Origin of the sequence: Arthrobacter sp. CAN_C5 (genome assembly GCF_017875735.1) — a bacterium.
Taxonomy (GTDB): Bacteria; Actinomycetota; Actinomycetes; order Actinomycetales; family Micrococcaceae; genus Arthrobacter_D.
In genome coordinates this window covers 3,411,654-3,424,268 of the sequence record NZ_JAGGMZ010000001.1, presented here as the reverse complement: position 1 = coordinate 3,424,268, position 12,615 = coordinate 3,411,654, and the positions used below count along the sequence as shown (strand labels likewise).

Below are 12,615 nucleotides of genomic sequence, written 5' to 3'. Positions count from 1 at the left end.
GTGGTCACTGCTTGACTGTAGGCCTGGGACAGGGGTGGAAGGGCCGGTTTTTATGGATCCTTGATGGGGCAATTTCCTGCCTGTTTCCCGGGGGTAATGTTGACCGAGACGGACATCACAATTAGCCTTATGAAAAACAGTTGATGCTTATATGGCAACTTCTGACCCATTCGAAAGACTTGTGCGGGCAGCCCCTGCCCCAACCCGGAGGTACCCATGGACCAGCCGCGCGTCACGGCCAATGGAAATATTGGCCCCATCGACTCTTCACGGATTCCCCGGTACGCCGGCGCCGCGACCTATGCCCGGCTGCCACGGCTCGATGAGGTGGAACGCGCCGACATCGCCGTCGTCGGTGTCCCCTTCGACTCGGGTGTCTCCTACCGGCCCGGGGCGCGGTTCGGGTCGAACCACATCCGCGAGTCCTCGCGCCTGCTCCGGCCGTATAACCCGGCCCTGGACATCTCCCCGTTTGAGCGGGTGCAGGTTGCCGACGCCGGCGACATGGCGGTCAACCCGTTCAACATCAACGAGGCGATCGAAACCATCCAGCAGAATGCGCTGGACCTGACCCGCGACGGCGCCAAACTGGTGACCCTCGGTGGCGACCACACCATTGCTTTGCCGCTGCTGCGTGCCGCCTCCGAACGGGCAGGCCAGCCCGTGGCGATGCTGCACTTCGACGCCCACCTCGACACCTGGGATACCTATTTCGGCGCCGAGTACACGCACGGCACCCCGTTCCGCCGTGCCGTTGAAGAGGGAATCCTCGACACCGAAGCCATCTCCCACGTAGGTACCCGCGGACCGCTGTACGGGGTGAAGGACCTTGAGGACGATCGCCGGTTCGGCTTCGGCATTGTCACCTCCTCCGACGTGTTCCGTCAGGGTGTGGACGAGGTGGTAGCCAAGCTGCGTGACCGGATCGGGAACCGTCCGCTCTATATCTCAGTGGATATCGATGTGCTGGATCCCGCTCATGCCCCCGGCACGGGAACCCCCGAGGCTGGCGGCATCACCAGCCGCGAACTACTGGAAATTCTCCGCGGGATGCGTGGGATGAACCTGGTCGGCGCCGACGTCGTCGAGGTGGCCCCGGCCTACGACCACGCGGAAATCACCGGCGTTGCCGCCTCCCACGTCGCCTATGACCTGGTCAGCCTGATGGCCGACCAGGCAACCTCCACCCGCGCCACCCCGAACAGCACAACAGAGGAACGCTAAATGGTCACCACCGACAGTGTCGCAGCAGCACCCCCGCAGCCCCTCACCGGAGAACGCAACGGCGGGGACCTCGTCGTCGAAACCCTCAGCGCGCTGGGCGCCACCACGGTGTTCGGCATCCCCGGCCAGCATGCCCTGGGCCTGTTTGACGCGCTCTCGCGCTCGGACCTGCGCTTCGTATCCTCCCGGGTGGAAAACAACTCGGCGTTCGCCGCCGACGGATTTTCCCGCGCTACCGGACAGGTAGGAGTGCTGTTCCTATCCACCGGGCCGGGCGCCCTGACGGCGCTCGCGGGCCTGCAGGAGGCCTACGCCACCGGCGTACCGATGGTGGTCATCGCCAGCCAGATCCCGCTGGAGGGCCTCGGCGCCCGGCGCAAGGGCATGCTTCACCAGCTTGATGACCAGAAGGCCTCGGCCGCCAACGTCACCAAGAGCCAGCGGCTGATCCAGCACGCGTCGGGTATCCCCTCAGCCATTCAGGACGCCTGGACCGAGGCCGTCTCCTCCCCGCAGGGTCCGGTCTGGATCGAGGTGCCGCAGAATGTCCTGCTGGACCCGGTGATGGTGCCGCAGGTCGAGGATGCGCTCGCCGAGCCGTTCGACAACCCGCCCCGGGTGGAACTGGTCCGGGAGGCAGTGAAGTGGCTGACCGAATCCAAGCGGCCCGCCATTGTCGCCGGCGGCGGCACGCGTCGCGGCAAAGCCGAGCACTGGTTGCTCTCCATCGCTGAGAAGCTCGGCGCCCCCGTCCTGTGCTCGCCCGGTGGGAACGGTGCATTCCCCTGGGAACACGAGCTGTCCCTGCAGGCGTGGGTGGAAGACCGTTACGTCACCGAGGTCCTCGAGGACGCCGACGTCGTTCTCGTGGTCGGTTCCTCCCTCGGCGAGGTGACCAGCAACTACTTCACCCTCGAACCCCGCGGGCGCATCATCCAGATCGATGCCGAACCCCGGGTCCTGGAATCCAACCGACCGGCTCTGGGCATCCGCGCCGACGCCGGCCAGGCGCTCTCCGCACTGGACGAGGCGCTGCCAACGCTCGAGCGTGACCGCACCGACGGGTATGACGCCGTCGCACTGGTTGCCGAGACCCTCGCCAAGGTGCAGGGCCGGCTGGACTCCCAGGACCTCGCGATGGAGCGCACGTTCATGGCGGACATCCGCGCCGCCGCACCCGCCGGGCTCCAGACCTACTGGGACATGACGATCGCGGCCTACTGGGCCTGGAGCTGCTGGGATGCCAAGGATGGCCAGTTCCATTCGGCGCAGGGTGCCGGCGGGCTGGGCTATGGATTCCCCGGGGCCATTGGTGGCGCCGTCGGGCTGGGGGAACGCGTCCTCGCGGTGTCCGGTGACGGCTCGTCGATGTACTCGATCGCCGAGTTGGCGACCGCCAAGCAGCACAACCTGCCGGTCACCTGGCTGATTGTCGACGACGGCGGCTACGGGATCCTCCGTGAATACATGGAGGGTGCGTTCGGGAAGGCCACCGCCACCGAGCTGACCCGCCCCGACTTCGTCAAACTCGCCGAGGCGTTCGGCGTGCCGGCGGTCAAGGTGGCGCCGGGCGATGTGCGGCAGGCGCTGGAGGACAGTTTCGCCGCCGAGGGGCCGAACGTCGTCGTCGTCGAAACCCTGCTGCGGCTCTTCGCCCCGACCCACCTCTAGCCCGTCGGGATAGGGAGGGCAGCTGCCGCGATACTGAGCGGTCCGGTTACTGCATGGTGAAGGTGCGGGCAATCGTGTCGTGAACCGCGGGCACCCGGTTGCCCCGGCCGAAGAGCGCGTTCCGAAGGGCCAGGACCGGCGCCGGGAGCGGGCGTCCCAGGGCCATGTTCAGGTGGGCCTGCCGGGCAGCGGTCCTGGCTGCCCGGCGACGGCCCGCATCGAATTCGGCCAACGCCTGACCCACGTCGGCTCCGTCGATCAGGGAGGCGGTGATGATCGGCACCAGGGCGGTGACGTCGAGCCAGCCAAGGTTCATGCCCTGCCCGCCGATGGGGCTGACCTGGTGCGCAGCATCGCCGATCAGCACGGTCCGGCCCACCACGAAGCGCCGGGCCAGCCGCCGGTGTACGCCGAAAGCGCTCAGCATCGAGGTGCTGCCGACGTCCACTGAAACGCCGGTCCGGTCGAGGATCAGCTGCCCCAGCATCGCGGCAGTGGGGGAGTCGATGAGCGACGGCGTCCGCACCACCCAGCGCCGCACCCCGTCCGGGAGCGGGAAGGACTCGACGATGCCGTCCGGTTCCAGGTACAGCACCGCTGACGACCGGTCCTCCGAGGTGTCCGCGAAGTCGCCCATCAGGTAGGTGTCCGGGTAGTGCTGCAGCGACGAGGTGACGCCGGCGCTGGCGCGGACGGTGCTTTTGCCGCCGTCGGCCCCGATTACCAGCTGCGCCTGCAGGACCTCCCCGGAGGCTGTGGTCACCAGCATTGACGGGCCCGTATCAAACACGCCGGTCACTTCGACACCCCGGCGGAAGGACCCGGGCGCGACCTCGGCGAGCCGGTCCTCAAGCACCCGCTCCGTCTGGACCTGCGGGACGGCGAGGACAAACGGGTAGTCGCCGGGCAGCCCGGTGAAGGACAGGCGGGTCACCTCCCGGCCTGCGCTCCGTGCCACCCCCTCGCGGATTTTGACGCCGCGAAGCATCAGCTCGTCGGCCACTCCCGCCTCCGCCAGCGCCTGCAGTGCGGGAGGGTGAATGCCGATGGCCCGCGAATGGTTGCTCCGCGTGGTCCGCTGCTCCAGGACCAGCACGTCGAGGCCGGCCTGGCGGAGCAGGATCGCCGCGTACAGACCCACCGGACCTCCTCCGACGAGGATCACGTCATGCATCGGACGCCCGGTGGACCAGCAGGTTGTGCGAGGGGAACCTTCCCGTGACCGTCCACTGGGGCGGGGTAGCCTTCTCCAGTTCAGCGGCCGTGTAGCTGCGGCGGATCGAGGTCAGCCCGTCCTGCCGGATCAGTGACCGGCGCAGGGGCAGGGTGCCCACGGAGAAGAGCAGGTAGCCCAGCCGGCTGCGCTCAATGTCGTTGTGCACGGCGACGCGCCGGGTCAGCTGCTCCGAGTCGGCCAGCAGCCCGGTCAGCTGCTCAGGGGTCAGATGGTGCAGCAGGTGGTTGGAGGTGACGACGTCGAACCGCTCACCCTCCGCGACCAGCTCGGCGCTGAAGGCCCGCCGGAAGCGAAGCCCCGGGAGTGGGGGCTGCCTGACGGCGAAAGCGTGGGCCCGTTCATCGGGGTCAATGGCCAGGATGGACAGCTGCAATCCATCCCGTGCCGCCCACCGGGCGAACGCCCGCGGCATGTCCCCGCCGCCGGATCCGATGTCGAGCAGCGTCGAGGGGCGCGACGTCGACAGGTGCGGTCGGATCTGCTGCGCCCAGGTGCGTCGCCAGCCGGCGACGGTGGCATTGATCAGCCCAAACTGGGCGTAGGTCCGATCCAGCAGCAGCGGGTCGCAGTCCGGTTTGTCCATCTCCTCCACCGCATGCAGGTCGCGGTGAGCGAGGAACTGCACTCAGGGACCCACCTTGGTGAGCAAGGCGGTCTCCACGGTGAGGCCGGGGCCAAACGCCATGGAGCAGATCCGCTCGTCCTGGCCGTCGAAGGGCTGCTCAAGGATGTGCTTCAACACGAACATCACGGTCGCGCTGGACATGTTTCCGTAGTCGCGCAGCGTTTCCCGTGCCGGCACCAGCTGGTCCTCCTTGAGGTCCAGCTTGGCCTCGACCTTGTCCAGGATGCTGCGCCCACCCGGGTGGATGGCCCAGTGCTCAATGTCCTTGTACTGCAGGTTGGCGAGGGTTTCGTCGCGGGCGAGGAGGGGTTCCAGTGCACCCACGATGTGCTCGTCGATGATGTGCGGTACGTAGGTTCCGAGCACCATCTCGAACCCCTCGTCACCGATGTTCCAGGCCATTGATTCTTCGCCCACCGGGGTCAGGACCGTCTCGAAAAAGTCGAGGCTCAGCGCGGGTGCCGTGGGCGTGTACTCGCGGGCGCTGATCACCGCAGCGGCGGCGCCGTCGGCAAACAGGGAGGATCCCACAATGGTGTCCGGGTTGTTCGAGGAGCGGACATGCAGAGAGCAAAGTTCGGCGGCCACCACCAGGACGACGGCGTCCGGCTCGGCCTCGCAGAAGGATTTCGCGGCGCGCAGGGCCGGGAACGCCGCGTAGCAGCCCATGAAACCCAGGTGGTAGCGCTGCGCGGCGGGGCTCAACCCGAGGGCGCGGACCACCTTGTAATCCGGCCCGGGATTGAAGAACCCGGTGCAGGACACGGTGATGACATGGGTGATGTCGGCCGCTTCGATCCCGTCGGCGGCGGCAAGGGCCTTGCTGGCCGCCTCGATGAACAGCTTGGTGCCCTCTTCCGCGTACACCTCGTTGCGGACCTTCGTGCTGGGGGAGAGGATACGCCGGTCAGCAGCGTCGAAGAACACGGGGTCCTCGGAGGAGGCTTCCAGCGTCATTTCCTTCACCGCCGTGTACCGGCGTTCAATGCCTGACGAATCGAACGCCGCACCCACCAGGCGGGTGCCGAGCCGGCTCAGCCCGGGTTGGGCGGCGAAGACGTCCCTCACATCAGACTGCACCATGACGGTCTCTGGAACGGCGGTTTCAAGGGACCTCATGATTACTGTCATAGTTCATTCTTAGGGGTGGGCGCCCGTTAAGACAATGTGGCCCGGGTTTTCGCTCTTAGCTCTTAGCTCTTAGCTGTTGCCGGGGGCGGGGTACTGCGCGTTGTCGTTCTCCAGCAGCGACTGCAGGTTCGTCAGCACTGGCGCCCATTCAGCGCCTACCGCGTCGACCTCCGATGGTGATGCCAGCCGGTCATGGGTGAGGCGGAATCGCATGCCGCCGCCGCTGATCTGGTCCAGGTCCACGCTCACCCGGGTGGCGGCGTCCTCCTGCGGGTCGGTGAGCCCATCCTCGCCCTCGGGGACCTCACGGAACGTGTAGGACAGGCGGCGGGGCTCGTCGGCTTCCAGGACCACGCCGTGGTGGGTGATGGTCTCCGAACTCCCGTCGTAGAAGCGGATGGGGGACCCGGGGACCCAGGTGGATTCCAGGCGGCGTCCGGACCAGTAGCGCCGGGTCACGTCGCCTTCGGTCAGCGCTTCCCACAGCCGGAGGGGGGAGGTGGCAATTTCGGTTTCATGCACGAACTCAGGCTCTGTCATGGCTAAATCGTAGCCCAGCACCTGTAACGTTAAACCCGCGTTGATCCACTGACACTCTCGCCGAGGAATGACATGCGACACACCAGCCAGCCACGCCCCTCCCTCCGCCGCTTTTCGGTGCCATTGGCGGCTGCTTTTTGCCTCCTTCTCACCGGGTGTGTCACCAGCGAACCGGCAGCAGATGGGGCCAGCGGCCAGGCAGTCGACAGTACGACGACGTCGCCCTCGCCCGCCGCTGGTGCAGCCTCCAGCGCCAGCCCGAGTGTGTCCCCCGCCCCGAGTGTGGCCCCCACCCCGGCGGCGGAACCCCTCGAACTCCCCCGCGGCGGCACCGACCTGTTTCCCGACTACCGGCTGGTCGGGTTCAGCGGCCACCCGACCGCCGAGGGGATGGGCAGGCTCGGCATCGGCGACATCGACGAGCGCGTGGATGAGATGGAGCTACTCGGCGAGCAGTACGCCGACGGACGCAAGGTGATGCCGGTGCTGGAACTGATCACCGTCGTCGTGCAGGCCTCCCCGGGAGCCGATGGCCTGTACCGGGCGGCAGCCAACGATGACTTCATCAGCTCCTACCTGGAAGCGGCGCGCCGGCACGACGCGCTGTTGCTGCTGAACGTTCAGCCCGGCCGGTCCACCATGACCGCGGAGGTGGAGTTACTGGAGAAATGGCTGCTGGAACCCGACGTCGGGCTGGCACTGGACCCCGAGTGGGACATCACTGGCGATCAGCTCCCCGGGGTGTCCTACGGCCAAACCTCCGGCGAGGAGATCGACCAGATCGCGAACTACCTCGACGAACTGGTCGCCGAGCATCAGTTGCCCCAGAAGGCGCTGGTCTTCCACCAGGTGGCGCCCTCGGTGGTGACCAACGAGGCAGCGGTAGGCGAGTACGACGGCGTCGAGGTGATCAAGAGCGTCGACGGGATCGGTGCCCCCGGGTCGAAGATCGAAACGTACAACCAGCTGATGCTGGAGCTACCCCCAACCGTGAACCCGGGTTTCAAGCTCTTCTTCGAGGAAGACACCGTGCTGGGCCCGCTGATGCTGCCGCCGGAGGTGCTGGGACTGGACCCGAAACCGGACTACGTGCTGTACGAATAGGTTCGTCATGGGTGGGACGAGCCCGCAGTTGTGAGGACCACCAAGCCATCGGGGCGGCAGGAACGAATGACTGCTAAGCGCGGACCGGAGTTCGGTCGCGGCCGGCGACACCTTGAGAGCATGAGGAACCATGATCAGCAGAACCGCAACGATGCTAGGCGTTTCAGTGATCACCGCAGCCCTGATCTCCGGGTGCGGCGGGGTGGAGGAGAATCCCCTCAACGTCAACAGTGCTCCGCAGCCAGTCCAGAGTGCTGACGTCGCCGGGGAGCCTGATACCGGAGTGCTCGCCGGGGCGTTGGGCGAGGATCCGCTGCAGCTCGGCGCGAATGGCTCCAAGTTGTGCTCCGTTCAACCTGCCCTGGGCTACCAGAAGTACACGGTGCTGATCCATAACGAGACCCTCGAATCATTCACTGTCGACGACGTCAGCCTGGGATCGCCTTCCGGCGTCACCCTGAACGCGGCCGAGGTCACCCCCGCCAACCGTGGCGGCCATGGCACCCACGGGATGGACGACGGAACCGTGATGGGCGGCGACGAACACACCGGAGCCCACGGCGCCGGCGAAATGGCCGACATGGAGGACATGCCGGAGAACGTGTTCTTCACCGAGCCGGTGCCGGCCATCGGCTACGAAATCTCCACCCTCGAGTACCTCAACGTGGTGGTCTCGGTCTCCCTGGACGACGGGGTGGACCGCGGCACCTCCGGGTTTATCGAGATCGGCTACTCCACCGCCGAAGGCTCCTTCAGCGGCCAGCACCCCCTCGCCATCACCATGGACCGTGACTCCTGCGCCTAGGATGCCCGCAGCCGTCCGCTGTTGATTAACTTTTGCCGCGCAGCTGCTCACCCTCCACGGGTGATGCGACTCGCGTCGTCTGGGTGAAGACTCTCGGCATAGGCATCCACACGTCCGTTGCCATAGGGGACCCACGTGAGCACAGCACCGGCCGAAGTACTTGGCCCAGTCGACTACGTCCTTCTCGAGTTCCCGCACGGCCGGTTCACCGGCGAGGCAAGCGATGCACTCCGGAACATCGTGGACAGCGGGGTGATCCGCCTTTATGACCTGACGGTCATCAGCAAAGACCCGGACGGTGCAGTCACCGTGCTGGACCTCACCCAGGCAACGCCCGACGCCGGCGGTTTTGACCTTTTCGCGGGCGCCCGGTCCAACCTGCTGACGACGACGACGACGACCTGCGCCAGGCTGCCAACGCACTCGAACCCAATACCGTAGCCGTACTGATCGTCTACGAGAACACCTGGGCCATCCCTTTCGTCGCGCTGCCCGTCGCAGCGGCGGTGAGCTCATCGCCAGCGCCCGGATCCCGGCGGCCGACCTCGTGGCCGCACTGGATTCCACCATTACCTGAGGAGCACCACCATGGGATTACTCCGCGGAATCGCCAGAACCGCTGCCATCTCGGGAACCGCCACGGCCGTCAGCGGCCGGGTCCAGCGACGCCAGGCCGAACGGTTCGCCGAGCGTGAAGCAGCGATCATCTCGGAACGCCAGCGGGCCTACGATCAGCAGGCTGCCGCACCGCCGCAACCCCCGGCACCGCCGCAACCCCCGGCAGCGACGCAGCCACCGGCAGCTGCAGATCCGATCCAGCAACTCAAGGACCTCGCGGCACTTAAAGTCCAGGGCATCCTGACCGAGGAGGAGTTCGCCGCCCAGAAAGCACGGGTCCTGGGGACTACGTCCTAGCCGTCCGCCTGGGAGCCAGGCCGGTTGGGACCTCCCGCCCGCGGTAGGCGAGAATGGCCTACGTGCTATCTCTGACTTCCGACGCTGCCATCTTTGACCAACTCGCCGCCGAACTCGGTGTCCAACCGTGGCAGGTGAAAGCCGCGGTGGACCTGCTCGACGGCGGCTCGACGGTGCCGTTCGTCGCCCGGTACCGCAAGGAGGCCACCGGCTCCCTTGACGACGCCCAGCTCAGGACCCTCGAGGAACGGCTTGGATACCTGCGCGAGCTGCGTGACCGCCGTCGGGCAGTGACCGAGGCGATCGAGGCGCAGGGGAAGCTCACCGATGACCTGCGGGCGGCCATCGCCGCAGCGGACACCAAGTCGCGGCTGGAGGACATCTACCTGCCGTTCAAAACAAAACGACGCACCAAGGCGCAGATCGCCCGCGAGGCCGGACTGGAACCGCTGGCCGATGCGCTGGTCACTGACCCGTCCCTTGACCCGACCACCGAGGCGGCCCGGTATGTGAGCGACGCTGTCCCTGATGCGGAGGAGGCGCTCGCAGGGGCCCGGTCAATCCTCATCGAACGCGCCGGCCAGGACGCTGACCTCCTGACCTCGGCGCGCGAGAAACTGTGGAAGCACGGCCAGCTGCGCTCAAAGGTGCGCGCGGGCAAGGAGGCGGATGGACAGAAATTCGCCGACTACTTCCAGTTCACCCAGGCGCCCGCCACCATGCCCTCCCACCGTGTCCTGGCGCTGTTCCGCGGAGAGAAGGAGGGTGTGCTGGAACTGGCCATCACCGAAGCTGACCCCGCGGACACCAGCGAATTCCGCAAGATCCGTGCCACGTATGAGAATTTCGTGGCAGCGGTCCTGGGAATTGCAGCCTCCGGACGGGCCGCCGACCCGTGGCTGACCCAGACCGTGGGCCAGGCCTGGCGGCGCGTCCTGGCCAAGCTCTCCCTCGACCTCCGGGTCCGGCTCTTCGCCGCAGCCGAGACCGAGGCGGTGCGGGTCTTCGCCGCCAACCTTCGGGACGTGCTCCTCGCTGCACCGGCGGGAGGCAGGACCACCGTCGGGCTGGATCCTGGGCTGCGCACCGGAGTCAAGGTGGCAGTGGTCGACGGCACGGGCCAGGTGGTCGCCACGGAGACCGTCTACCCGCACGCGCCCGCCAGGAAGTGGGACGCCGCCCTGGCAGCCCTGACCAATCTGATCACCGGGCATGACATTGAACTGATCGCGATCGGGAACGGAACCGCGTCGCGGGAGACCGACAAGCTGGCCACCGAACTGATCAAGCGGCTTCCGGAGCGCAAGCTGCAGAAGCTGGTGGTTTCGGAGGCTGGAGCCTCGGTCTATTCGGCGTCCGCGCTTGCCTCAGCCGAACTCCCGGATCTGGATGTGTCGCTCCGCGGGGCCGTCTCCATCGCCCGGCGGTTGCAGGACCCGCTGGCCGAACTGGTGAAGATCGACCCCAAATCGATCGGGGTGGGCCAGTACCAGCACGACGTCACGGCGGCCAACCTGGAACGGTCGCTGAACGCGGTGATCGAGGACTGCGTGAACGCCGTTGGCGTTGATGTGAACACGGCGTCACCGTCGCTCCTCAGCCGGGTGGCCGGCGTCGGCCCGCTGCTGAGCGAGAACATCGTGGCACACCGGAACGCGAACGGGCGCTTCACCCGCCGGGCCGATCTGTTGAAGGTGCCACGGCTGGGGGCGAAGGCGTTCGAGCAGTGCGCGGGCTTCCTGCGGGTCTCCGGCGGATCCGAGCCGCTGGACGCATCAAGCGTCCACCCGGAGGCCTACGGGGTGGCCCGCCGCATCCTGAGCGCGGGTGGCGCGTCGCTGCGTGACGTAGACCTGCAGGCGTTCGTGGATGACAGCTTCGGGTTGCCGACCCTGAAGGACATTGTGGCGGAACTGGAAAAGCCTGGCAGGGATCCGCGGCCCGAGTTTGTCACGGCGTCCTTCTCGGAGGGTATCGAGAAGATCTCCGACCTCCGACCAGGGATGATTCTGGACGGTGTGGTGACCAACGTGGCCGCGTTCGGGGCGTTCGTGGACGTGGGAGTGCATCAGGACGGTCTGGTCCACATCTCGGCCATGTCGAACCGTTTCATCAGCGATCCGCACGAGGTGGTGAAGTCCGGCCAGGTGGTCAAGGTGAAAGTGCTCGAGGCAGACCCTGAGCGCAAACGGATCGCCCTGACCCTGCGGCTCGACGACGACCCGGCATCAGCCGCCGCCGGTGGTGGGCAACGGCAGCCCCGGCAGGAACAGCCCCGTAAGGAGCAGCCCCGGTCCGGTCAGCGCAGCCAGCCCCGCAAGGATCAGCCCCGGTCCGGTGGAAAACCTGCAGCGGGGAAGACCCCGGCGGCACGGAATCCTGCACCGCCCGCGAACTCCGCCATGGCCGAGGCCTTGCGACGGGCAGGTCTGGCCTAACCCCTTAGAGCACAATAACGACGACGGCGGCCGCCCGGGATATCCCGAACGGCCGCCGTCGTCGTTATTGAGTCCGGCTGGTGAGAGCCGGTTACAGCATGGGGCTACTTGGCCGGGAGCTGCAGGACGTCACCGGTGAAGATGAGGTCAGCGTGGATCACTGTGCTGGAGTTGGCTTCGTACAGGGCCTGCCAGCCACCGACGACGCCGAGCTTCTCGGCGATGGTGCTGAGGGTGTCGCCGGACTGGATCGTGTAGGTGTCACCGCTGAGTGCGGGAGCTGCTACTGGAGCCTGAGCCACTGGGGCCTGGGCTACGGGTGCCTGCACAACGGGAGCCTGAGCCACTGGGGCCTGGGCTACGGGTGCCTGCGCTACTGGGGCCTGGACGACAGGTGCCTGAACAACCTGAGGCTGAATCTGCTGTGCCTGCGCCTGAACCGGTGCCTGGACAACAGGTGCCTGCTGCATTGGCTGGGCTGATGGGTTGGCGCCACCGCTCAGGCCAAGCTTGGCCGAGCATGCTGGCCATGCGCCCCAGCCCTGACCCTGCAGTACGTTTTCTGCTACAGCGATCTGCTGCTCCCGGCTGGCGTCCTGGGGAGCACCCTGACCGCCGAAGCCGGCCCAGGTGGATGGAGTGAACTGCAGGCCGCCGGAGAAGCCGTTTCCGGTGTTGATGCCCCAGTTGCCGCCACTCTCGCACTGAGCGAGGGCGTCCCAGGTGCTGGCGGGGGCTGCGTTGGCAACTCCTGCCGATGCTCCGAGGCCGAGGCCTGCGAGGGCGATGACTGCGACGCCGCGGCGCGCGGTAGTGCTGAATTTCTGGTTCTTCATGGGTCAGATGCTCCGAAAGGCCACCAACGCTAGTTCCGTCCCCGGACATTTTTGCGCCGTTGCTCGCCTCGACTGTTTTTGTGGTCAGG

General features: G+C 66.9%; 12 protein-coding genes. 7 read left to right on the top strand and 5 right to left on the bottom strand.

Going from position 1 to position 12,615, the window contains the following annotated elements; translation table 11 throughout:
- Positions 1–216 precede the first annotated feature (216 nt).
- Both speB and H4V95_RS16005 read left to right on the top strand, forming a co-directional pair.
- A complete protein-coding gene (gene speB, locus H4V95_RS16010; protein ID WP_196866009.1) occupies positions 217–1,224 on the top strand; it encodes an agmatinase in 1,008 nt (335 codons plus the stop codon).
- Complete coding sequence (locus tag H4V95_RS16005) at positions 1,225–2,895, top strand: thiamine pyrophosphate-binding protein (protein WP_209731063.1); 1,671 nt, start codon at positions 1,225–1,227, stop codon at positions 2,893–2,895.
- Between the two features lie 46 nt (positions 2,896–2,941).
- Here H4V95_RS16005 and H4V95_RS16000 read toward each other — a convergent pair whose 3' ends face one another.
- The 4 genes from H4V95_RS16000 to H4V95_RS15985 all read right to left on the bottom strand — a co-directional run bounded on the left by H4V95_RS16000 (position 2,942) and on the right by H4V95_RS15985 (position 6,428).
- Positions 2,942–4,069 carry an NAD(P)/FAD-dependent oxidoreductase gene (locus H4V95_RS16000; RefSeq protein WP_209731062.1) on the bottom strand — a complete coding sequence of 376 codons (1,128 nt, stop codon included), beginning with the start codon at positions 4,067–4,069 and terminating at the stop codon, positions 2,942–2,944.
- Positions 4,062–4,757 (bottom strand): class I SAM-dependent methyltransferase, encoded by a 696-nt coding sequence (locus tag H4V95_RS15995; RefSeq protein WP_209731061.1) that lies wholly within the window; start codon positions 4,755–4,757, stop codon positions 4,062–4,064. Before H4V95_RS15995 ends, H4V95_RS16000 begins: the two co-directional genes overlap by 8 nt.
- Entirely contained in the window at positions 4,758–5,888 is a 1,131-nt protein-coding gene (locus tag H4V95_RS15990; protein ID WP_196866005.1) for a type III polyketide synthase, read from the bottom strand.
- Positions 5,889–5,957: 69 nt separating this feature from the next.
- Positions 5,958–6,428 carry an SRPBCC domain-containing protein gene (locus H4V95_RS15985; protein WP_209731060.1) on the bottom strand — a complete coding sequence of 157 codons (471 nt, stop codon included), beginning with the start codon at positions 6,426–6,428 and terminating at the stop codon, positions 5,958–5,960.
- A gap of 72 nt (positions 6,429–6,500) precedes the next feature.
- On the opposite strand from H4V95_RS15985, the gene H4V95_RS15980 reads away from it, so the two are divergent.
- From H4V95_RS15980 to H4V95_RS15960, 5 genes are all read left to right on the top strand, one after another.
- On the top strand, positions 6,501–7,532 hold the full coding sequence (locus H4V95_RS15980; protein ID WP_209731059.1) for a hypothetical protein: 1,032 nt from the start codon (positions 6,501–6,503) through the stop codon (positions 7,530–7,532).
- Positions 7,533–7,662: 130 nt separating this feature from the next.
- The gene (locus H4V95_RS15975; RefSeq protein ID WP_196866002.1) at positions 7,663–8,337 is read left to right on the top strand and encodes a hypothetical protein; all 675 of its coding nucleotides are present in this window, start codon (positions 7,663–7,665) and stop codon (positions 8,335–8,337) included.
- A gap of 135 nt (positions 8,338–8,472) precedes the next feature.
- Positions 8,473–8,778 carry a DUF6325 family protein gene (locus H4V95_RS18505; protein ID WP_312884063.1) on the top strand — a complete coding sequence of 102 codons (306 nt, stop codon included), beginning with the start codon at positions 8,473–8,475 and terminating at the stop codon, positions 8,776–8,778.
- A 147-nt stretch (positions 8,779–8,925) separates the two neighbouring features.
- Positions 8,926–9,252 carry an SHOCT domain-containing protein gene (locus tag H4V95_RS15965; protein ID WP_196866001.1) on the top strand — a complete coding sequence of 109 codons (327 nt, stop codon included), beginning with the start codon at positions 8,926–8,928 and terminating at the stop codon, positions 9,250–9,252.
- Between the two features lie 53 nt (positions 9,253–9,305).
- Positions 9,306–11,690: a Tex family protein gene (locus H4V95_RS15960; protein ID WP_196866000.1), complete on the top strand. Its 2,385-nt coding sequence runs from the start codon at positions 9,306–9,308 to the stop codon at positions 11,688–11,690.
- Positions 11,691–11,794: 104 nt separating this feature from the next.
- On the opposite strand, the gene H4V95_RS15955 is transcribed toward H4V95_RS15960, so the two are convergent.
- Positions 11,795–12,526, bottom strand: coding sequence for a transglycosylase family protein (locus H4V95_RS15955; protein ID WP_209731058.1), 732 nt, complete (start codon positions 12,524–12,526; stop codon positions 11,795–11,797).
- Positions 12,527–12,615 lie beyond the last annotated feature (89 nt).